This is a genomic window from Maricaulis maris (assembly GCF_049116555.1).
GTDB classification, from domain to species: domain Bacteria; phylum Pseudomonadota; class Alphaproteobacteria; order Caulobacterales; family Maricaulaceae; genus Maricaulis; species Maricaulis maris_C.
Window position 1 is genome coordinate 110,274 of record NZ_JAGDYT010000004.1, and the last position, 21,799, is coordinate 132,072.

At 61.8% G+C, this 21,799-nt stretch carries 19 protein-coding genes; 11 read left to right on the top strand and 8 right to left on the bottom strand.

What is annotated here, in order from left to right:
• Positions 1-8: 8 nt before the first annotated feature.
• Positions 9-302, top strand: a complete 294-nt coding sequence (locus JXQ94_RS06430; RefSeq protein WP_421922955.1) for a succinate dehydrogenase assembly factor 2 — start codon at positions 9-11, stop codon at positions 300-302.
• A 26-nt stretch (positions 303-328) separates the two neighbouring features.
• Positions 329-3,844, top strand: a complete 3,516-nt coding sequence (mfd, locus tag JXQ94_RS06435; RefSeq protein ID WP_421923169.1) for a transcription-repair coupling factor — start codon at positions 329-331, stop codon at positions 3,842-3,844.
• A gap of 63 nt (positions 3,845-3,907) precedes the next feature.
• On the opposite strand, the gene JXQ94_RS06440 is transcribed toward mfd, so the two are convergent.
• Positions 3,908-5,239, bottom strand: coding sequence for a hypothetical protein (locus JXQ94_RS06440; RefSeq protein ID WP_421922956.1), 1,332 nt, complete (start codon positions 5,237-5,239; stop codon positions 3,908-3,910).
• Positions 5,240-5,319: 80 nt separating this feature from the next.
• Between JXQ94_RS06440 and JXQ94_RS06445 the strand changes: the two genes are divergently transcribed.
• Entirely contained in the window at positions 5,320-6,414 is a 1,095-nt protein-coding gene (locus JXQ94_RS06445) for a CaiB/BaiF CoA transferase family protein (RefSeq protein WP_421922957.1), read from the top strand.
• A 9-nt stretch (positions 6,415-6,423) separates the two neighbouring features.
• On the opposite strand, the gene JXQ94_RS06450 is transcribed toward JXQ94_RS06445, so the two are convergent.
• Positions 6,424-7,590 (bottom strand): pentapeptide repeat-containing protein, encoded by a 1,167-nt coding sequence (locus JXQ94_RS06450; protein WP_421922958.1) that lies wholly within the window; start codon positions 7,588-7,590, stop codon positions 6,424-6,426.
• A 320-nt stretch (positions 7,591-7,910) separates the two neighbouring features.
• Here JXQ94_RS06450 and JXQ94_RS06455 point away from each other — a divergent pair, with 320 nt between their 5' ends.
• Together JXQ94_RS06455 and JXQ94_RS06460 are read left to right on the top strand one after the other, a co-directional pair.
• Complete coding sequence (locus tag JXQ94_RS06455) at positions 7,911-8,159, top strand: hypothetical protein (RefSeq protein ID WP_295690856.1); 249 nt, start codon at positions 7,911-7,913, stop codon at positions 8,157-8,159.
• 119 nt (positions 8,160-8,278) lie between these two features.
• Positions 8,279-8,740 carry a hypothetical protein gene (locus JXQ94_RS06460; protein WP_421922959.1) on the top strand — a complete coding sequence of 154 codons (462 nt, stop codon included), beginning with the start codon at positions 8,279-8,281 and terminating at the stop codon, positions 8,738-8,740.
• 3 nt (positions 8,741-8,743) lie between these two features.
• On the opposite strand, the gene JXQ94_RS06465 is transcribed toward JXQ94_RS06460, so the two are convergent.
• The gene (locus JXQ94_RS06465; RefSeq protein WP_421922960.1) at positions 8,744-9,736 is read right to left on the bottom strand and encodes a helix-turn-helix transcriptional regulator; all 993 of its coding nucleotides are present in this window, start codon (positions 9,734-9,736) and stop codon (positions 8,744-8,746) included.
• A 79-nt stretch (positions 9,737-9,815) separates the two neighbouring features.
• Here JXQ94_RS06465 and JXQ94_RS06470 point away from each other — a divergent pair, with 79 nt between their 5' ends.
• From JXQ94_RS06470 to JXQ94_RS06490, 5 genes are all read left to right on the top strand, one after another.
• A complete protein-coding gene (locus JXQ94_RS06470) occupies positions 9,816-10,730 on the top strand; it encodes a YihY/virulence factor BrkB family protein (RefSeq protein ID WP_421922961.1) in 915 nt (304 codons plus the stop codon).
• A gap of 60 nt (positions 10,731-10,790) precedes the next feature.
• Positions 10,791-11,495, top strand: a complete 705-nt coding sequence (locus tag JXQ94_RS06475; protein ID WP_421922962.1) for a CoA transferase subunit A — start codon at positions 10,791-10,793, stop codon at positions 11,493-11,495.
• Positions 11,495-12,154, top strand: a complete 660-nt coding sequence (locus tag JXQ94_RS06480; RefSeq protein ID WP_421922963.1) for a CoA transferase subunit B — start codon at positions 11,495-11,497, stop codon at positions 12,152-12,154. Before JXQ94_RS06475 ends, JXQ94_RS06480 begins: the two co-directional genes overlap by 1 nt.
• A gap of 153 nt (positions 12,155-12,307) precedes the next feature.
• Positions 12,308-15,394, top strand: coding sequence for an efflux RND transporter permease subunit (locus tag JXQ94_RS06485; RefSeq protein ID WP_421922964.1), 3,087 nt, complete (start codon positions 12,308-12,310; stop codon positions 15,392-15,394).
• Positions 15,395-15,415: 21 nt separating this feature from the next.
• Positions 15,416-16,477: an efflux RND transporter periplasmic adaptor subunit gene (locus tag JXQ94_RS06490; RefSeq protein WP_421922965.1), complete on the top strand. Its 1,062-nt coding sequence runs from the start codon at positions 15,416-15,418 to the stop codon at positions 16,475-16,477.
• Here JXQ94_RS06490 and JXQ94_RS06495 read toward each other — a convergent pair whose 3' ends face one another.
• The 5 genes from JXQ94_RS06495 to kynA form a co-directional block, all read right to left on the bottom strand.
• Positions 16,478-17,863, bottom strand: coding sequence for an L-serine ammonia-lyase (locus JXQ94_RS06495; RefSeq protein ID WP_421922966.1), 1,386 nt, complete (start codon positions 17,861-17,863; stop codon positions 16,478-16,480).
• Positions 17,864-17,918: 55 nt separating this feature from the next.
• A complete protein-coding gene (locus JXQ94_RS06500) occupies positions 17,919-18,185 on the bottom strand; it encodes an Lrp/AsnC ligand binding domain-containing protein (protein WP_421922967.1) in 267 nt (88 codons plus the stop codon).
• 134 nt (positions 18,186-18,319) lie between these two features.
• A complete protein-coding gene (gene kynU / locus JXQ94_RS06505) occupies positions 18,320-19,549 on the bottom strand; it encodes a kynureninase (protein WP_421922968.1) in 1,230 nt (409 codons plus the stop codon).
• Positions 19,546-20,175, bottom strand: a complete 630-nt coding sequence (kynB, locus tag JXQ94_RS06510) for an arylformamidase (protein ID WP_421922969.1) — start codon at positions 20,173-20,175, stop codon at positions 19,546-19,548. The genes kynU and kynB overlap by 4 nt, the downstream gene beginning before the upstream one ends.
• Before the next feature lie 5 nt (positions 20,176-20,180).
• Positions 20,181-21,029 carry a tryptophan 2,3-dioxygenase gene (gene kynA / locus JXQ94_RS06515; protein ID WP_421922970.1) on the bottom strand — a complete coding sequence of 283 codons (849 nt, stop codon included), beginning with the start codon at positions 21,027-21,029 and terminating at the stop codon, positions 20,181-20,183.
• Positions 21,030-21,192: 163 nt separating this feature from the next.
• Between kynA and JXQ94_RS06520 the strand changes: the two genes are divergently transcribed.
• On the top strand, positions 21,193-21,777 hold the full coding sequence (locus JXQ94_RS06520; protein ID WP_421922971.1) for a HupE/UreJ family protein: 585 nt from the start codon (positions 21,193-21,195) through the stop codon (positions 21,775-21,777).
• Positions 21,778-21,799: the final 22 nt, after the last annotated feature.

The window sequence follows — 21,799 nt, forward strand, 5'->3', positions numbered from 1 at the left end:
CCCGGGTTATGAGTGATGACATTGAAACACAGCGCAAGAAATTGCGCATTCGTGCCTGGCGCCGCGGCTTCAAGGAAGCCGATCTGATCCTCGGGCGTTTTGCCGACTCCCATCTGGCCGAGCTCGGTCCACAGGCGCTGAATGATTTTGAGGTTCTGCTGGATGAGCCGGACGCGGATATCTACGCTTGGATCATTGGCAAACAGCCGACACCGCCCCAGTTCGATACCTCCGTCATGACCGCCCTGAAGGGCTTCCGCGTGGATGCGGATGCCGCGTTCGGCGACGGCCCCAAGCAGTAAACGCAAGGACAGGCCCTGTGGCAGCGATGACGACCGGCGTGTCTGAGACCGAAATGATTGCGGCAGTTCACGGTCAGGCGACTGTCTGCGGGGCGCCGGAAGGACTTGATGCGCTCGTCTTTGCCGACACGGCCCGCTTGCGCGGCGGTGTGAATGTCTTCATTGCCCGCGATGATTCCCGCGCGGCGGCTTTCGTTTCGGCCCTGCAATTCTTCGCGCCCGATATCGAACTCCTGCGTCTGCCGGCTTGGGATTGTCAGCCCTATGACCGGATTTCGCCCAGCCCTCGGGTGGCCGCGCGTCGGGCGGCGACTCTGGCAAGATTGTCTTCGGGAGACCTGGGCACCGCCACACTCGTCGTCACGACCATAAACGCGATGGCGCAGCGCTGCCCGCCGCGCGCGGTTCTCGAAAGCGCCGGGGTCGCCGTGAAGCCTGGCCGAAGTGTCGATCTGGATGATCTCATCCAACATTTCACGGTCAATGGGTACGCCCGCACGGCAACCGTCATGGAGCCGGGTGACTTCGCCGTTCGTGGCGGTGTGGTCGATGTCTATCCGCCTGGCGCAGAAGAGCCGGTTCGCCTCGACTTCTTTGGTGACACGCTTGAATCCATCCGGGCCTTTGACCCGGAGACCCAGCGCTCCTTGCGGCAGCTCAAGGCGATCGAGTTCACGCCTGTGAGTGAAGTCCTGCTCGACGAGGCAAGTATTTCGCGCTTCCGCGCCGGTTTCGTGAAAACCTTCGGCGCCGTGCAGGGCGGAGACCCGGTATACGAGGCTGTCAGTGCCGGGGCCCGCCCGGCCGGGGTCGAACACTGGATGCCGCTCTTCTATGAACAGCTGGACACCCCCTTTGATTATCTGCCCGCTGGTGCGCTGGTCGCGATCGATCATCTTGCCGATGAAGCGCTGGATGAGCGGCTGAGTCAGGTCGCGGACTATTATGAAGCCCGGATCGCGGCGGGCGAGGCGCGTCATGAATCCGCGCTGTCAGCGCCAACCTATCGCGCGCTGCCAGCCGATGCGCTTTATTTCACCGAGGCTGACTGGAAAGGCGCGCTGGCTGATCGCCCGGTTCGCCGCTTTACCGCTTTTCGCGAGCCAGGCCCGCAAACGATTGATATCGGCGGCAAGCAGGGGCGCGGCTTCGCAGCGGAACGCACGGCCGAGAACACCAATGTCTTCGATGCGGTTGCCAGTCATATCAAGGCCCTGACCCGAGGGGGCAAGACAGTCATGCTGGCCTCCTGGACCGGTGGCGCGTCGGACCGCCTGGCCAGTGTTCTCGGTGAGCACGGCTTGAACAGCATTCCGCTGATGGACAGCTGGACGGCGGTACCTGCGGACGGGAAAGGCGGTATTTGTCGCGCGATCCTGCCGCTTGAGCGCGGGTTCGAAACCGAGACGCTGGCGGTGCTGTCCGAGCAGGACATACTGGGCGACCGGCTCGCCCGTCCCCGCAAGAAGCGTCGATCCGCCGACATCATCGTCGAAGCCGGGTCGCTTTCGCCGGGCGATCTGGTCATACATGCCGATCATGGGCTCGGCCGGTTCATCGGACTGAAAACGCTGCCGGTCCAGGATGCGCCGCACGACTGTATCGAGTTGGAATATGCCGGTCAGGCCAAGCTCTACTTGCCGGTCGAGAATATCGAGCTGCTGTCACGCTATGGCGCTGAGTCCGAGACGGCGCAGCTCGACAAGCTGGGCGGCGTGGCCTGGCAGGCGCGCAAGGCCAAGGCCAAAAAGCGCCTGCGCGATATGGCGGACCAGTTGATCAAGATTGCGGCCGAGCGTCTGGCGCGCAAGGCGGACCCGATCGAAGCATCGAGCGGGATTTATGACGAATTCTGCTCCGCCTTTCCCTATCCGGAAACCGATGACCAGTTGAACGCGATCGATGATGTCTTCTCCGACCTCGCCAAGGGTCGGCCGATGGACCGCCTGATCTGCGGTGATGTCGGTTTCGGCAAGACTGAAGTCGCGCTGCGCTCGGCCTTTGTGGTCGCGATGAGTGGCCAGCAGGTGGCAATTGTTGCGCCGACGACCTTGCTGGCTCGTCAACACTACAAGACTTTCACGGACCGTTTCAGAGGCTGGCCGGTCAAGGTTCGGCTGCTGTCCCGCCTGGTCTCTGCGAAGGAAGCCAAGGCGACGCGCGAGGAGCTTGCTGACGGCAAAGTCGAAATCGTTGTGGGGACTCACGCACTATTGGCCAAGACCGTCAAATTCTCGGATCTCGGTCTGCTTGTGGTCGATGAGGAGCAGCATTTCGGGGTGAAGCACAAAGAGCGTCTCAAGGAGCTGCGGTCGGACGTGCATGTGCTGACCCTCACGGCGACACCTATCCCGCGGACACTCCAGCTGGCCCTGACGGGCATCCGGGACCTCTCCATCATCGCGACGCCGCCGGTCGATCGGCTGGCCGTCCGCACCTATGTCGCCCCCTTCGACCCGGTCAGTGTCCGGGAGGCTTTGCTGCGAGAGAAGTATCGCGGCGGACAGGCTTTCTTTGTCGTGCCCCGGATCACGGATTTGGAAGAAACCATCTCTTTCCTGCGTGAAAGCGTGCCGGAGGTGACCTTCGTTTCGGCTCATGGCCAGATGGCGGCGTCACAACTCGAAGACATAATGACGGCTTTCTATGAGGGCCGATATGATGTGCTCCTGTCGACCACCATCGTTGAGTCGGGGATCGACATCCCCACCGCCAATACGCTCATCGTGCATCGCGCCGATCGTTTCGGCCTGTCCCAGCTCTATCAGTTGCGTGGGCGGGTCGGTCGTTCGAAGTCACGCGCATACGCCTATCTCACCACGCCCATGCGGCAGAAGATTACGGACAGTGCGGACAAGCGCTTGAAGGTCATGCAGTCGCTGGATTCCCTGGGAGCCGGCTTCACCCTGGCGTCCCATGACCTGGACTTGCGTGGTGGCGGCAATCTGCTTGGCGAAGAACAATCCGGTCATATCAAGGATGTCGGCGTCGAGCTCTACCAGTCCATGCTGGAAGAAGCGGTCGCGTCCCTGCGCTCCGGGGGCAGCGAGGAAGACGAAGGCGAATGGTCACCGCAGATCAATGCCGGCGGTGCCGTGCTGATCCCCGACCATTACGTCCCGGATCTGGATGTCCGCCTACAGCTCTATCGCCGCCTTTCATCGCTGGACAGCAAGACTGAGCGCGAAGCTTATGCTGCCGAGCTGATCGATCGGTTCGGTCCGCTCCCGAGCGAAGTGGAGACACTGCTTCGTGTGGTCGCGGTCAAAGCGCTGTGCAAACGCGCCGGCGTCGAGAAAGTGGATGCGGGTCCCAAAGGGGCCGTCATCCACTTCCGCAATGACAGGTTCGCGGACCCACCAGGCTTGATTGCGCACATTTCCGCCAATCCGGCCCTGTTCAAGGTGCGCCCGGATCACAAGCTGGTGCTGCGTGCGGAATGGGATGAACCGGAAGACCGCCTGCGCGCCATCGAACGTGCCATGGCTCCCCTGGCCGATCTTTCCGTGAAGGCAAAGGCGGCAAACCCGGGAACGTCCTAGCCGGGCCTTTAACCCTTGCGGACTACGGGTATCTTGCGGAAGTTCAGCTAAAAGCGGTGCCGATCAGGCGCTGGCGATCACCGGCGTTGGCCGTATCAGGCAGCGGCGCGCACGCTCGATGAGCGCATCGGCCGTTTCGCCCGGTCGGGTCTGAACCGGTGCGGCCCGTACGCTCAGGCGGAAGGGGCGAAGCGGGTCATCGCTCTCGAAGGCCGTGCATTCCGCTATCGCAGCCACGCGGGCTGCCACGCAATCGATCCCGACCGCATTGGTGAAGGGGAGGACTGCCAGAAAGACGTCCTCATCGAAACGGGCGGCCGCATCCTCGGTGCGCAGCAGATGACGCAGCATGGCGGCAAATTGCCGGCGGGCCTTCTCGGCTGAGACGTCGTCAGGGCGCTCACTGCCTTCGGGCAGCAAGACCTGTAGCGCAATCATCGAAAAACTCAGCTCGTCCCGCGCGCTCGCCTGAAGCAGGTCCTCGACATGAGCTGTGAGAAAGGCCGCATGAAAGAGGCCGGTTTCGATGTCCAGCGACCGCGTATCGCGGCAGGACTCCAGGATTGCCTTCGCTTCACGGCGACGACGACGTTCGTCTGTCAGCGTCAGGACCCGTTCACGCAGTTCGTCATCATCGGTACCCGGCGGCAGTAGATCGGAGACCCCGCGTGCGAAGGCCTCTTCGGCCGCGGTCGCGTCGACATCATCGGTCAGCAACAAGACCGGCGTATGATAGAGCCGTGCATTGCGGCGCATGGCCGAAGAAATCGTGAAGGCGATATCGCGCTTGCCGGCTGCGTTCAGGACGACCGCGTCAAATGGGCGCTCGTGCAGGTAGTCGAAGGCAGAATAGGATGAAAAGGCCGCAACAATATCAGCACCGACTGACGCCAGGGTGTGTTGCAGGGCCATGAAGCGAGGCGAAGCGTCCCCGACATAGAGCACGCAGGGTGGCTGATCCTGGCGTTCCACAAGACCGGGTTTCTGGCCGTAGAGCGCGCTGACCTCAGTTCGGCGGCGGGCGATGATTTCCATGGTGTGGAGTCGAAATAGGGCGCGTATCCGGGCCGCGATCTGGACCGCCGGTGCGGGCTCGCGGATCCATGCGTCCACCTGGTTGGGCGAGCCAAAATTGTCGGGCCCCACGACGAGCAGAGGCCGTTCGCCGGGCGCGAAGCGCTGAAAGGCCTTTATGCCGTCTTCGACATCGCGGTCACATTCCGCGAGGATGATGCCCACCGCCCAGTCGTGATGGCGACGGGCAGGCGGGCTGTCGGCGCGGACGAGACGGGACTTCAACGACAGCTTCCCGAGCTGTTCGGTCAGGGATTCCACGCGTTCGGACAAGCCAAATACGAGCACGTCCAGTTCGCGTCCCATTCGTCCCCCAGTCATCGTCGCCGGTCCTCCGGTATTCCGTGAGATTGCCACAAGTGCCACGCTTTCACGAAGATTGATTCGCGAGGTGAGCCCCCATGAAAGCCCAAGGTCCTCTAAAAGGCGTTAAAGTGCTCGAGTTTGTTGGCCTGGGACCCGCGCCATTCTGCGGCATGATGCTGTCTGATATGGGTGCAGATGTTGTCCGCATTGACCGACCGGGTGCGCTGGGTGGCGGCGCGGCCGATGTCCTCGCGCGCGGTCGACGATCCATCGCCCTCAATCTGAAGGATGAGGCGGACCTGGAAACGGCACGCCGCCTGATCGCAAGCGCAGACATCTTGCTGGAGGGCTATCGCCCGGGTGTCATGGAGCGTCTGGGCCTGGGGCCGGACATCGCGCTGACGCGAAACCCGGCGCTCGTTTATGGCCGCATGACCGGCTGGGGTCAGTATGGCCCGCTCGCCCATGCCGCTGGCCATGACCTCAATTATATCGCCCTGACCGGGGCATTGGGCGCAATCGGTGATCGCGAGAAACCGGCCATCCCTCTCAATCTCGTGGGCGATTTCGGGGGCGGGGCCATGTATCTCGGCTTCGGTGTCCTGGCGGCTCTTCATCATGCTCGGGCGAGCGGTGAGGGGCAGGTTGTGGACGCGGCCATAGTCGACGGCGCGACCTCCCTGATGGCCTCCCAATATCAGCTTGCCGCCTTCGGCCTTTGGTCGCCGGAGCGGGGTACAAACCTGCTCGATGGCGCGGCACATTTTTACAGCGTCTATGAGTGCGCCGATGGCGGCTTCATATCCGTGGGGCCGCTCGAGCCGGAGTTCTACGCGCTTCTGTGCGAGAAGACCGGGTTTGACGGGCAGACCTGGCCAGCTGACTGGAGCGGCAAGGGTTGGCCTGAAGCCAAGGCCGCCATGGCAGGCATGTTCAAGAGTCAGACTCGCGACCATTGGTGCACGCTGCTGGAAGGGTCGGATGCCTGTTTCGCGCCGGTGCTGGACTATGAGGAATCGGCGCGACACCCGCACATGGTCGAACGCGCGGTGCACGCAGAACTGGATGGCGTCCGACAGCCGGCTCCTGCACCCAGATTCTCGGTCACCCCGGGTGCGATTCAGGGGCCTGCGGCGGTGCCTGGTGCCGATCAGGATGCGGTTCTGAGCGACTGGCTAAGCGAGACCTGACCGATCGATTCAGCGTCGGGCATGCTCTGTGTCGAGCCCGTCTGTTCTCGCGGTCGAGAGGTCGCAATCGCGTAGATCAGCATAGCGCAATCGTGCGCCGGCGAGATTGACCGGAATCTGGCGATCCGCGCCCAGGCTGAGTGGCCCGAGAATGGCGCCTCGCATGTCGGCATGGGCGAGATTGGCACGCGTCAGGTCGGCTCCGCGCAAATCGGCACCCCGCAGGTCGCATCGACGCAGATCGGCGCCGGTCAGGCGGGCGCCCTGCAACTCGACTTCGCGCATGTCGAGCCCGGCAAAACTGGCGCGCACAGCCTGAAGCGCGGTCAGTGCAGCGCCTGTCAGTGGTTCAACACCCCGAAGATCGAGCCCGTCCAGCCGGGCCGGCTGGCCCTCCTTGCCGCCAGTCCTGACCCGTTTCGCATGGTCGTCCAAGCGCTGCTGCGGCGTACGTGGATCCGTGTCGGGCTCCAGGGCTGGAAAGTCGGTCTCGTCCGGCAGGATGCCGGTCAGCAGACCTTTTGTCGTGGCCATCGCGGTGTCCGCGGCCAATTCGTCGCAATTGCGGAAGTCGGCATCGGTCAGATTTGCGCTGCCAAACCCGGTCCCGCTGAAGATCGCGTTGACGAAAACCGCGCCTTCGAGATCGGCCCGGTTGAAACGGGCGGCGGACAGGCTGGTTTCATCAAACCGCGCGCCGCGGGCGCTGACGCCCGCGAGGCGCGCCCGGTCGAGGACAGATCCGGCAAGGCTGGCCTTGTCCAGGCGCGTGATTTTCGACGCGGCGTTTCCGCCACTACCCGGTGGTGCGGGCAGGGCGTATTCCCGGAAGTCCGCGCCCGCGCATCGGGCGGCGCTCATGTCTGCATCCGTGAGGTCGCAGCCGCGAAGGTCTGCGCCATCAAGCTGGCAGCGGACGAGTGTCGCGCCGGTCAGCGATGCACCGGACAAACGAGCCCCTCGCAAGTCGGCATCGGTCAGATCACACGCATCGAGGCGCGCCTCGCTGAGATCGGCGTCACGCAAATCGCGTTCGGACAGGCTCAGACCTGACAGATCGGCGCCGGCCAGGTTGGCCAGATGCCCGCCATTCTTGCCTTCAAGCAGGCGACGATGCGCGTCGCAAATGCGATCAAGCGCAGTTTGGTCGATCGGGGACGAGGCAGATTGAGACAAGCGCGGACCGGTTCGGAATAGAGGAATACAGGGAGATTTCCGCACAGAATAGACGAGTGGGGGCCGTTCAGGAAAGCGTTCATGTCGGGTTCAGGGCGTATACCGCATCTTCAATCTCGAGGTCAGCGGACAACTTTTTTAGTCCCTCGCTCGTACGCTGGACTCAATATCGTAAAGATAGCCCCCGAAACGCCGGTCACCCCCAATGACCGGCGTTTCTTTTTGCGGCTCAGGCCAGCGAATTTTGGGGGTGACAGGTTTTGTCCTGTCGGGCCGTCATTGTGATCATCAACGAAGCGATGCGCGATGGAGAAATCAGGATGGCGATTGCAATCAATGCTTATGTCGACGGTGTCAGCGGCCTGCGCAATGTGGTGCCTCACCGGTTTCGGGACGGCTTCTACCGCATGCAGCGCCCCGGCGACGAGATCGACTGCCTTCATGTCGAAGATCTGCGCTCGGTTTGTCGCTATCTCAACAAGGGTTACCAGCTCGCCATGAGCACGGCGGACGGCCATTCCATGCCGTCTTGGCAGAAGCCTGAGAGCGTCCGTATCGCCATTCGCTAAGCCGGGCTGATCGCGTGATCGCTACCGGGAGGTGATTGCTGCAAATGGGCCCGTTGACTGAACGGGATTCACTGCCAGGCTGCAGCCAGTCAATGAGACGCGGTCCGGAGGCGTTCAGCATGTTTGGCGCCCTGATCGCCGTCGTATGCGCTGCCTGTGTGTCATCAGGCCCTCATGTGGGTGCGCAGGATGAACTCGATGTCACCCATGGAACGCAATCCTCCCAGTGTCACCAAGCCGACCTGCTGGATGCTTCCAGCTACCCTGGAACCGTTCGAGCGCGCGGACTGTTCGGGCTGGTGCGGGTGCGCGGGACGCTGTCTTTTGTGGGTGGTGACCTTGTTTGGAGCACGCAAGGTGAAACCGAGAGCGGTGCTTACCGGATATTTGTCGAGCGCGATGAGTGTATCTTCATCGCCGAATACACACTGGATTCTGGCGGGCAGGTCCGGTGGACGGGTGTTTTCGACGGGCAGCGGGTCCACACCGTACGTATCATCTGGACTCGTGTGACCGGTGATGCGGTTCACGATCTGTTGCTCCCGAACGTTGTCGCGCTTGAGTTCACGCCTGACAGCTAGAGCCTAGGGCAGGCCCGGGAAATCGCTGCGGCGGTGATCGCGAACCATGTCGGCCAGTTCGGCGGGAGCCAGGACCTCAACCTGGTCACCCCAGGCATAGAGATGCCAGCACATTTCCAGCCAGCCACAGGCCTCGAAGCGAATTGTGAGGCTGCCATCGGGGCCGGTCTCGCTGGTCTGACCAGGATGGAAGCGGTAGCGCGCGGCGTGAGGGGCGGCGTCTGCCGTAAAGCGCCAGACGACCTCGCCGAACTCCCGATCATTCTGAAACACACCAAATGCGCGTTGGGCATAGTCGTCGAAATCGAAGCCCGAAGCGCGCGCGAACCAGTCCTCGGTGGTTTCGGCGGCCTCGATATCCTCCACGCGGAAATGGCGCATATGCCCGTCGTCGCGATCGCGGTCACGTCCGACCAGATAGCGGCGAGCGCCCAAGAGTAGCCCATAGGGCTCAATCCAGCGCTCGCGGGACGCCTCGTCCCGGCGACCGCGATACCGGATTTTCAGCACAAAGGGGCCTTTGAGCGCTTGCGCTATGGCGGCATCGACGGTTGGATTCGACGCGGGTTGCGGTCCGGGTCGCGCCGCATGTCCCATCGCTTCAAGGAGGGCTTCTTCATCGGCCTCCAGGCCGGCCCGCCGCTTGTCCGGCATCAGCAAGTCAATGGTCTGACGCAAGCTGCGCAGCTGGCTGACTTCACGCTTCAGGCCCTCGCGCTCGAGCGCCGAGATCGCGAGTTCCAGCGCCGCGACTTCATCGGCTTGCGGCGCGAAGAATTCTCCGACACGCCGACGCGGAACCCGCCACCGCTTTATCCCATCTCCATCGACGTAATCCTCGGTGTCCGGGAAGACTTGCTCCAGCGCCTGGGTCATCCGCTGCGCGGTTCGACGGACACATTCGAACTCGCGCTCGATCTCAGTCAGCGAGACGCCGCCATAATTGCTGGCAAGCCGGGCCAGGCGAAGTAGGTCGACCGCTTTCGAGAAGGACATGGTTCTTTCCTGAATTCCTTCGCCGCGACAGCTCTCGATCTGATAGACTCAGCGGCGTGTGAATTGCATTCGACAGGACATGGACGACGCACTCAAGCCGGACCCGCCGCACCGCCATCCGCTCTTGCGGGTCATCGGTGTCATCATCGCCGCCATCTCACGCTCAATGGCGCGGGATGTGATGTTGTTTGCGGGAGGGGCTTCTTTTTTCGGCATGCTTGCCCTGTTTCCGGCAATCGCGCTCGCCATGTCGGTCTATGGACTGATTTTTTCCGCCTCCGATGCCGAACAGCAGATTGCCCGTTTCGCCGAGATCATGCCGGCCGGCGCCCAGGATTTTGTGCTGGGGCAGATGGGCCGTCTTGCCGACGCGCCGATCGCCGCCCTGTCGCTCAATGGATTCATCGCCCTGATTATTGCGCTGTTCGCCGCCTCGCGCGGGGCCAAGGCGATGATCGCCGGGCTCAATCATCTCGCTGAAGATCGGGATATCCGCAATATCCTGCAGTTCAACATTCTGGCCATGATGAGCGTTCTGGTCGGTGGCGCGCTGCTGACTGCGGCCAACCTCGCTGTTCTCTTGATTCCGGTCTTGCTGGCGCGTCTGTTCCACGCGCTCGGTCTGGACGCGCTCAATCTCGATTCCCTGATCAATGAATGGAGTGTGGCCGCCGCTTTCATGTTCGTGGCGCTTGAGCTGCTCTACCGTGTGACCATGCGCAAGCGGAAACGGGCCGTTAGCTGGCGAGCCTCGACCGTGGCCGCCCTTGTTGCCACATCACTCTGGCTGGGCTTGTCGAAGGGATTTTCAACCTATGTCGGAGAAGTGATAGATTTTAGCGTCTATGGCTCGCTAGGTGCACTTGTCGTCTTCCTTCTGTGGATTTATTGGTCCGCCTATGCCGTCTTCTTCGGTGGTGCACTTGCCATCGAGATCGACAATCGTGTGCGCGCCGCGCGCGATGATGGCGAGGGGACTTCAGCCGCGGGCTAGCTATTTGCTGCGTGCGCGATATAAACATGAACCGAATATCAATTTCGAGACGGGGTTCGCATGAAAAAGGTATTTGCCGACGCCCGGGCCGCACTGGATGGCCTGGTCTTCGACGGGATGACGCTGATGGCTGGCGGGTTCGGCCTGTGTGGCATTCCGGAAAATTCCATCGCCGCCTTGCACAAGGCCGGCGTCAAGGACCTGACCGTGATTTCCAATAATTGCGGCGTCGACGGTTTCGGCCTCGGCGTTCTGCTTGATGCCAAGCAGATCAAGAAAATGGTCTCCTCCTATGTCGGTGAGAACAAGGAGTTCGAGCGCCAATTCCTGTCCGGCGAGCTTGAGCTGGAATTCAATCCGCAGGGCACACTGGCCGAGCGTATCCGTGCGGGTGGTGCAGGCATTCCGGGCTTCTTCACCAAGACCGGAGTCGGCACCCTGATCGCCGAGGGCAAGGAGCATCGCGAATTTGACGGCGAGACCTATATCATGGAGACCGGCCTGAAAGCGGATGTCGCCATCGTCAAGGCTTGGAAGGCTGACCCGCAAGGCAATCTCATCTTCCGGAAAACTGCTCGTAATTTCAATCCGATGATGGCGACTGCCGGCAAGGTGACCGTGGCCGAAGTCGAAGAAATCGTCGAACTCGGTGCGCTCAATCCGGACGAAATCCACACGCCTGGCATTTTTGTCCAGCGCCTGTTTGTCGGCAGTTTCGAGAAGCGCATTGAACAACGCACCATTCGTGAAAGGGAGGTCGCATAATGGCCTGGACACGTGATGAAATGGCAGCCCGCGCTGCCCGGGAACTTGAGGATGGTTTCTACGTCAATCTGGGCATTGGCATCCCGACTCTGGTCGCCAATCACATTGCCGATGATATCGACGTCACCCTGCAGTCGGAAAACGGCATGCTGGGTATGGGGCCTTTTCCCTATGACGATGATGTTGATGCAGACCTGATCAATGCTGGCAAACAGACGATCACCGAGCTGCGCCGGACCAGCTATTTCTCATCGGCTGACAGTTTCGCCATGATCCGCGGCGGCCATATCGACCTGTCCATCCTGGGCGCCATGGAGATCTCCGAGAGTGGCGATATCGCCAACTGGATGATTCCGGGCAAGTTGGTCAAAGGCATGGGCGGCGCGATGGACCTTGTTGCCGGCGTCAAACGGGTGGTGGTGATCATGGATCACGCCAACAAGAAGGGGGAGCCCAAGTTGCTGAAGGCCTGTTCGCTGCCTTTGACCGGTCAGGCCTGTGTCCACCGCATCATCACCACGTTGGGTGTGTTCGATGTTGTCGAGGATGGTCTCAAGCTGCTCGAGCTCGCACCGGGTGCCACTCTGGAGCTCGTCGCCGAGCAGACCGAGGCGAAGTATACCGTTGCCGACAATCTAATCGCGCACGAAGCGGCCTGATACAGCTAACAAACAGGGGCGGGCAGCCGCCTGAATGTTGAGAATTTCTGAGGCGGTTCACCAATGCGTGAGCCGCCTTAGCATTGTTTAATCTGGGTTTCATCATGGCGGACAGGTCGGGTCGGTTAGGACCGGCATGCGAGGGAGACTCACATGCCACTAACACGCTTGTCGCTGAATAATCCGGCCGCCGTTTTTGTCGGTATCGCGCTGATCGCGCTCATGGGCGTGGTCGCCTTCACTCGACTGCCGATCCAGCTCTTCCCGGATACGGAGCGACCGCAAGTCAATATTGCGACTTTCTGGCGCTCGGCCTCACCGCTGGAGATGGAAAGCGAGATCATCGAGCCGCAGGAGCAATTGCTCACCGGTCTGCCCGGGCTCGAGGAAATGCGGGTCTTTGTGGGTGAGGGCTCAGCTTTCATCAATCTGACCTTCGCGCTCGAAACCGACATGACGCAGACGGCGATCGATATCTCGAACCGCCTGTCGCAATTACCGCCTCTGCCGCGCGATGCTGTCGGGCCCAATATCGGCGGCTTCGGCGGCGACGCGCAGCAGAGCCTGATCTGGTTCTTCATGCAGGCCCTGCCGGGCAATCCGAACGAGATCCACGACTATTCCGCCTTCGTCGAGGATACCGTCATTCCCCGCCTGGAGGCCATTCCCGGGGTGGCCAGCGTGCAGATCGGCTGGGGCCAGCGTCCAGAGGAATTGCAAGTCACGATTGACCCCTACCGCGCCGCCGCGCTGGGTGTGACCCTGCCGCAGATCTCAGGCGCCATTGTCAATAATTCCGACGTCTCGGGCGGTAATGCCGAGATCGGCAGGCGCTCCTACCAAATGCGTTTTGAAGGCGAGTTCGAACCGGAGGAACTCGATGAGCTTGTCATTGTCTGGCGTGACGGGACCCCGGTCCGGTTGGGCGATGTGGCGACCGTCGAGGTCAATTACGGCGAGCGCAATAATTTCACCTACCAAAACGGCAATCCGGCCATGGGGATTGAAGTGCGTCGGCAACCCGGCGCGAATGTTCTCTCCGCGCTTGATGCCGTGAAGGCGGAAGTTGCCGAGATCAACGAAACCCTGCTGGCCGAACGACAGCTGGTCATGGCGCCATCCTTTGATGCCTCCGTCTTCATCATGCGGGCGATCGATCTTTTGCGGACCAATCTGCTTCTGGGCGTGGTGCTGGCAATCTTCGGTCTCTGGCTCTTTCTGCGCCGGGCGCGGGCGACGCTGATCATCTCGCTCGCCATCCCGGTCTCGCTGCTTTCAACCTTGATCGTCCTCTTCCTCCTTGGCCGCTCGCTCAATGTCATTTCACTGGCGGGTCTCGCCTTTGCCACCGGCATGGTCATGGATGCCGCGATCATTGTGCTGGAAAACATAATCCGGCGAAGGGAGGCGGGCGAAGACCCCGATACCGCCTCCGACAAGGGCGCCAGACAAGTCTGGGGCGCCTTGCTTGCGTCAACGACAACGACCGTGGCCATTTTCCTGCCCATCATCTTCACGCGCAGCGCAGAGGGGCAGATCTTCGCGGATCTCGCGGTCACCATTGCGGTGGGGGTCGCCATTTCGATGGTCGTGGCGGTGACGGTCCTGCCGGTTGCAGTGAAGCATTGGGTGAGGGACCGCAAGACGGTCACCGCCCAGCCCATCCTCAATCGGGTTGCTGATTTTGTCCTTATGGTCAGCGATAGTCCGCGTCGCCGGATCGGTATGGTCACCGCTTTGATCGTCCTGCCGATGGTGTTCAGCTGGTTCCAGCGTCCGGACATGGATTATCTCCCACCGGTTCGCCGCGATGCGGTCGACGCCTTTTTCATGTTCCCGCCCGGTTCCAATCTCGATTGGGTCGAGGAGGAAGTGGCGGCGACGGTCATCGAACGGCTTGAGCCCTATATGACCGGCGAGCGCGAACCGGCCTTGCGGAATTACTATTTCGGGACCTTCCCGGGTGGCGGCGGCGCGACTGCGGGTATTCGTGTGCAGGACCAGTCACGTGTCGGCGAACTGGAACGTATCGTCCGCGAGGAAATCATCACCGGGATTCCGGACGTTATCGGCTTTGCCCAGCAGGGCAATCTCTTCGGCGGCTTCGCCCAGGGTGGCAATATCCAGGTCAATATCCAGTCTTCGGATGAGGGCGCCCGTGCCCGGGCGACCCAGGTCGGCCTGGAAATGCTGAGGGAGCGCTTCCCCGGCGTGAACATCAATGCCAATCCGCCGCCGCAATCGACCCAGCCGCGCCTGACCCTGGTACCCGATGATCGTCGGATCCAGGAGGCTGGCTGGGCCCGGCGCAATGTGGCAGGCATGATCTCCATGCTGGGGGACGGCCAGTTCATTGGCGAGTATTTCGACGGTGAGAGCCGGATGAATATCATTCTCCGCTCGGAGGGCTGGGACACGCCGGATCAGCTGGCCGGCCTGCCGATCGCTACGCCGACTGGTGCCGTCGTGCCGCTGGGCGATCTGGTTCAGATCCGCGAGGAGGTGGGTGTGGGAGGCATTCAACGCCTCAACCGTCGCCGGACGGTGACCATCAACATCAATCAGCCGGATGGCGTCTCGCTCGAGGAAATCCTGACCGTTGTCCAGGAAGAGGTTGAACCGGCCATCCGCGCCGAGCTGCCGGCAGACGGGTCTGTTGTTTACGGGGGCAGTGCGGACAGTCTGGATCGTGCGATCAACACCATGCTGATGAATATGGGCATGGCGATGGTGATCCTCTTCCTGATCCTCGCCGGCATGTTCCGCTCCTTGCGGGACGCGGTGCTCGTCCTGGTCTCGATCCCGCTGGCCGGAGTGGGCGGGATTGCAATGCTGCAAATTCTCAACCTCTTCGTCACACAGCCGCTCGACCTACTGACCATGATGGGCTTCGTGATCCTTCTTGGCCTGGTGATCAACAATGCCATTCTCCTGGTCGATCAGACGCGTCAGGGCGAACGTGAGGGGCTTGGGCGCCGCGACGCGGTCGAGGCCGCGCTGCGCATGCGTTTGCGGCCGATCTTCATGTCGACCATGACGAGCCTTCTGGGAATGCTCCCGCTATTGCTTGTTCCCGGAGTCGGCAGTGCGATCTATCGCGGTCTGGCCGCGGCAATTGTGGGCGGGATGAGTATCAGCCTCGTTTTCACCCTGATCCTGATCCCCTGCCTTCTCAGGCTTGGCGAGGGTGCAAAAGCGCGCCTGACACAAGCTGACCCTCAAATCCAACCGGCCGAATAGGCTGATCAGCGGAGACACACCATGCTGGCTCGTACTCTCACCCTGGCGCTCGCGCCGCTGACCCTGGCCCTGGCCAGCCCGGCTGCTCTGGCACAACAGGCACCTCCACCGGCCGTCGTTCGAACCTCGGAGGTCGTTTCGCTCGACATGGCGCGGACGATCAATACGCCGGCGAGCGTCATGTCGCGCAATGATGCCCAGATCGCCGCGGAGGCGTCCGGCCGGATCACCTTCATTGCCGAACCAGGTGATGAGGTCGGTGAGGGGGGATTGATCGCCCAGATGGACGATCGCCAGGCCCGCATCGAGCTTGAATCCGCACGCGCGCGCCATACCCGCGCCGCGGCCAATGCGAGCTACCAGAATGCCGAGGCGTCGCGTTACCAACAATTGGCAGAAAACGGCACAGTTCCGGCCACGCGCTTGCGTGAGGTCGAGCTGGCCCGTGATCTGGCGGTCCAGGACGCTCGCGAGTCGCGTTCGGCGCTCGATCGCGCCGAACTGGCTCTGGAGCGCACACAGATCCGTGCGCCCTTCGCCGGACGGGTGGCAGAGCGCCTGATCCAGGTCGGTGAATTGTCGGCGCCAGGGCGTGATATCGCTCGCCTGGTGGATATCGAGCACAAGGAAGCCGTGGCGCAGGTCCCGGTGGCTGTCGCGCCGTATCTCCAGGTCGGGATGGATGTGACACTGTCCTTGTCGGACAGCACGTCAGTGCGTGCGCCGATCCGCGCAATCATCCCGGTCGGCGATGCCGTCTCTCGCACTTTTGAAGTTCGCATAGATCTGGAGGGCTCCGACTGGATCATCGGATCGGCGGCCCGGGTCGCCTTGCCCACCGAGACGCCCCGTACACAACTTGCCGCGCCATATGATGCGGTTATCCTGCGAGCAAACGGGAATTTCGTCTTTGTCGTTGATGAGGAGGATATTGCGCACCAGGTAGCGGTCGAGCCCGGCGTTCGGACAGACGGGTATATTGCGATCGATGGCGAGGTTGAGATTGGCCAGCGTGTCGTGGTCTCAGGCGCGGAAACGCTGTCCGAAGGCCGCACGGTCAGCGAGCTGGGTGAAGACGCCTGATCAACACGCGACCACGTTCACGGCCAGTCCGCCTTGGCTCGTTTCCTTGTACTTTTCCTGCATGTCGACACCGGTCTGGCGCATCGTTTCGATGACCTGATCGAGCGAAACCTTCATGTCCGATGAGGTCGCTCGAAGCGCAAGGCGCGCGGCATCGATGGCCTTGATGGCGCCAATGGCATTGCGTTCAATGCAGGGGATTTGCACCAGACCGCCGACCGGGTCGCAGGTCAGGCCGAGATTGTGCTCCATGCCGATCTCGGCGGCGTCCTCGATCTGGGCGTTATCGGCCCCCATGGCAGCCGCGAGCGCGGCAGCGGCCATGGAACAGGCGACGCCAACTTCGCCCTGACAGCCGGCCTCAGCACCGGAGATGGAGGCGTTCTTCTTGTAAAGAGACCCGATCGCCGCGGCGGTCAGGAAGAAGCGCTGCAGCGCCTCTTCATCATCCTGGTCCCGGTGATATTTGTCGAAATAGCGCGCGACGGCCGGGATGATCCCGGCGGCGCCATTGGTGGGGGCGGTCACCACACGACCTCCGGCGGCGTTTTCCTCGTTCACGGCCATGGCCCACAGATTGATCCAGTCCATGGCGGCGAGCGGGTCCGTCTTGGGATCGACCGGCTCGGCAATCAGGTCGCGATTCATCTTGGGCGCGCGACGCTTCACATTGAGGCCGCCAGGCAGGACGCCATCCTGCTTGAGACCGCGATCAATGCAGTCCTCCATGGCTCGCCAAAGGCCTTCAATACCGGCACGGATCGTGTCGTCGGGCAGGAATGTCCGTTCATTGGCCAGCATGATGCGGTAGATGGACAGGCCTGTGCGTTCGCCGATCTCCAGCAGTTCCGCGGCCGAGTTGAACGGATAGGGTTCGCCTTCCTTCACATCAGCGGCGGAATTGCGCCCCGCCTCGTGCTCGTCGATCACGAAGCCACCGCCGATCGAATACCAGATCTCCTCGCGTATGATTTCACCGGTTTCATCCAGCGCCCGGAATTTGAGCGCATTGGAGTGGAAGGGAAGCCGGATATCCCCGCGGAAATCGAGATCCTTGCGTTCCTCGAACGCAATCTGGCGACCATCGCTCAGGCGGAGTGTGTGTTCGGAGCGGATACGCGCCAACCGATCGGGGATGGTGTCCGGATTGATGCGCGCCGGATCATGGCCTTCCAGTCCCAGTAGGACCGCCGTGTCTGTGCCATGGCCCAGCCCGGTCAGGGCCAGGGATCCATAGAGTTCGGTCTGCAGGCGAGCAATCGGGCGCTGCGCCTCTTCCGCCATCACGCGCTCAACGAAAACCTTGCCGGCCTTCATCGGCCCGACAGTGTGCGAGCTGGATGGGCCGACGCCGATCTTGAAAAGGTCGAAAACACCGAAATGCATGGCGGTACTCGCTGAGTTGCGATGAAGACGGCAGGGCCGCGTCGTTGAGGTTCGACTAGTCGTCACCCAGACCCTGATCACGCGTGAAAGCGTTGAAGCAGATAATGGTCTGCGTATCCTTGATGCCCTCGATGGTCTGCACCTTCTGATTCACAAACCGACCGATATCGGTCTCGTCCTGAAGCGTGAAGCGGGCCAGCAAGTCGAACGCGCCGGAGATCGAGTGGACCATGGGGGCCTCGTCGAGATTGTCGACGAGTTTGGCCGCGACGTCATAGGTGTGTCCGAGCTCGCATTTGATGAAGACGTAGAATTGGCGCATGGAAATCTCCTCGGGCTCAAGCGGCCGCGATCAAAGCGGCATGGCAGGTGGGACAGTATCGGCAAGTCGAGGCCGGTTGAAGCGCCTGTGTGACAGGCTCGACGAGCCTTCGCCAGTGCGAAACTCGGCTGGACTCAGGTGACCGCGGCTCGCTGGTTGAAGCGCGGTTCTCGCCACTCCTGCGCCGTCATGACCTCGACAAGATGATCCACCGCCCGGGCAACATCCTCATAGCCCACATAGAGGGGCGTGAATCCGAAGCGCAGAATATCCGGCGCGCGGAAGTCACCGATCACGCCGCGCGCGATCAGGGCCTGCATGATCGGATAACCGTCGGGATGGGCGAAGGAGACCTGTGACCCGCGCTGCTTCGGGTCCCGCGGGCTGCGCAGCTCGAACCCGTCCAGCCTGCCTTCGACCTGCTCAATGAAAAGATCGCCCAGCGCCTGCGATTTGCCCCGGATCGCGTCCATGTCGGCTTCCAGCATGATGTCGAGGCCGCACTCCAGCGCTGCCATGCCGAGAATGGCCGGTGTTCCGCACTGGAAGCGGTCAATACCCGGTGCGGGCGCGTAATGCTCCTCGAACGCAAAGGGGCGGGCATGGCCCAGCCATCCGGACAGAACGGGCGACACGGTTTCCTGATGGCGTTTGGCCACGAAGAGAAAGGCTGGCGCACCCGGGCCTCCATTGAGGTATTTATAGCCGCAGCCCACGGCGAAATCGGCACCGCAATCATTGAGTTCAACGGGAAGGGCGCCGGCTGAATGGCTGAGATCCCAGATCACCGGAATACCTTTGGCCTGGGCAAGACGGGTCAATGCCTTCATGTCGTGAAGGCGTCCCGACTTGTAATTCGTGTGCGTCAAAAGCAACGCAGCGACGTCGTTGTTGAAGGCGTTGGCGAGCTCGGATGTTTCGACCAGGCGCTGCCGGATGCGGCCGCCCGAGAGAGTTGCCAGCCCCTCCATCATATAGGCGTCCGTCGGGAAATTTCCGGTTTCCGAGAGGATGACGGATCGCTGCGGCGCGAGTTGAAGGCAGGCGCACAAAGCCTTGAATATATTTACGGAAGTAGACTCGCCGGCAAGGACTTCATCGTCGCTGGCGCCGATCAGTCTGGCAATTTTGGCACCCAGCCGGCGCGGGGCATTGATCCAGTCATGCGTATTCCAGGACCGGATGAGGTCCTCGCCCCATTCCTGTCGCAAAACTTGTTCCATGCGGGCCGGGACACTGGCAGGTCGCGCGCCGAGCGAGTTGCCGTCCAGATAGATGACACCATCGGGCAGGTCGAAACGGGATTTGAAGCTGGTCAGAGGGTCGGCGGCGTCGAGGGCCTGGATGTCGTCACGTGTTTTCATGTCAGCTCTCTCAGCACAGCCCGGACCGGCGCGGCATCGGCGCCGGCGATTTTCAGGGGCAGGGCGATCAATTCATAGGTGCCGTCCGGCACGCCGTCGAGGACGAGCCCTTCCAATATCCGCATGCCATGCCGCTTCACCGCATGGTGGGCATCCATTGTCTTGGAGGCTTCAGGGTCCAGCGACGCAGAGTCCAATCCGACGAGCCGGCAGCCGGCGGCGGCCAGTGCCATGATCGTGTCCGCGTGGATGGCCCGAAACCGGCTGTCCCATGTCTCATGGGGGAATAGCGAATAGGTGCGTATCAGTACGCGTTCCGCCGCGCCGATAGCGGCCCAATCAATATCCTCCGGACGGACATGGGCGCTGCTGCCTTGCGCCGTGATCAGGCGGCAGGGCCCGACATAGAGGGCGATGTCCGCCGCCGCCATGTCATCCCCGTCAGGGTCGTAATGGCTGGGGGCATCGGCATGGGCACCGCTGTGAGTCGACAAGGTCAGGCGCGAGACCCTGACCGGGCAATCAGGGCCAATCGTCCAGACTTCATCGCAGGCAAAAGCGGTGTCGCCGGGCCAGACGGGCAAACCGGCGCGCAGGGTTTGAGAGATGTCCCAGAGTTTGGCCATGGCGATCAGAGCGAGGTCCGGACGGTCCAGATTTCCGGGAAGAAGCGGAGATCGAGCGCCTTTACAAGGTAGGACACGCCGCCTGTCCCGCCCGTTCCGCGGCGATAGCCGATGATCCGTTCAACGGTTTTCATGTGGTTGAAACGCCATTGCTGGAATTTATGCTCGAGGTCGACGAGTTTTTCGCCCAGCTCATAGGCCTCCCAATGGGTGTCGCTATCCCGGTAGATGGTGCGCCAGATGTCTTCGACGTCCTCACTTGCCTCATAGGGTTCTGACCAGTCACGCTCGAGCTTGTCAGCGGGGATGTCATAACCCTTGCGGCTGAGCCAGCGCAGGGTTTCATCCCACAGGCTCGGCGCGTTCAGGGCGCCTTCCACCATCGCGCGCGCGGGCGGATTGCTGGCATGGACCCGGGCAAGGGCGGCGTTCTTGTTGCCGAGCCGGTATTCCAGCGTTCGATACTGGAAGGACTGGAAACCCGACGATGCGCCAAGCTTGTCCCGGAAGGCCAGATAATCGGCTGGCGTCATGGTCGCGAGAACGTCCCAGGCCTGGATCAATTGCTCCTGGATACGGCTGACGCGGGCAAATTTCTTCAGCGCGGGCCCCGCATCATCCCGGCACAGATCGCCCAGCGCGGCTTCGGTCTCGTGGAGCACGAGTTTCATCCAGAGCTCGGCGACATGATGGATGACCACGAACAGCATTTCATCATGCTCATCGGTCATCGGCTTTTGCGCGGCGAGCAGGGTGTCCAGCGCGAGATAGCCGCCATAGGACATCTCGTCCTTGAAGTCCCAGTGAATGTCCTCGCCGGACACGTCTACACGGGACGAAAACGTCTCGCTCATACCGATACTCCCCGTTCTCCGGCCGCAAGCCCGAGCGACTCACCGGCACCGTCGTCGTTGCCGAAGGTGTAGGGGTTAAGTCGGCGTACTGGCAACCGCGCGCGACGCTTGAAGCCGACGCTTGGCTTGCCTAGCTTGCCGCGGAACTGCCGGGGAGGTGGCGATGGAAGCCGCAAGTGAACAGACAGTCTGGGATGTTATCGGTCTCTATCTGCAGCAGGGCTATATCCACATACTGCCGCGCGGACTGGACCATATCCTTTTTGTGCTCGCGCTCTTTTTTGCCTCAACACGCATGAAGCCGCTGATCTGGCAAATATCGGCTTTCACCCTCGCGCACACGATCACGCTGGGCCTTGCCGTCCTAGGCTATGTCAGCCTCGATGCCGCGATCGTCGAGCCGATCATTGCCCTATCCATCGCCTTTGTGGCGATCGAGAATCTGGTCTTCAAGGACATGCCTCGCTGGCGCCCGGCGATCGTTTTTGCCTTCGGCCTGTTTCATGGGTTGGGTTTCGCCGGGGTGCTGACCGATTACGGCCTGCCGCAAGATCAGATCCTTCCCTCGCTGCTGAGCTTCAATGTCGGCGTTGAAGCCGGGCAATTGTCAATCATTGCCGCGTGCTGGCTGGCACTGCACCGGTTTGCCGACGCCGCCTGGTATCCATGGCTGGTACGGATCACTTCCGGGGCCATTGCCCTGATGGCCCTGTGGTGGAGCATCGAACGAGTCTTCCTGGGCGGATAGCCCACGCAAAAAGGCGGCCCCG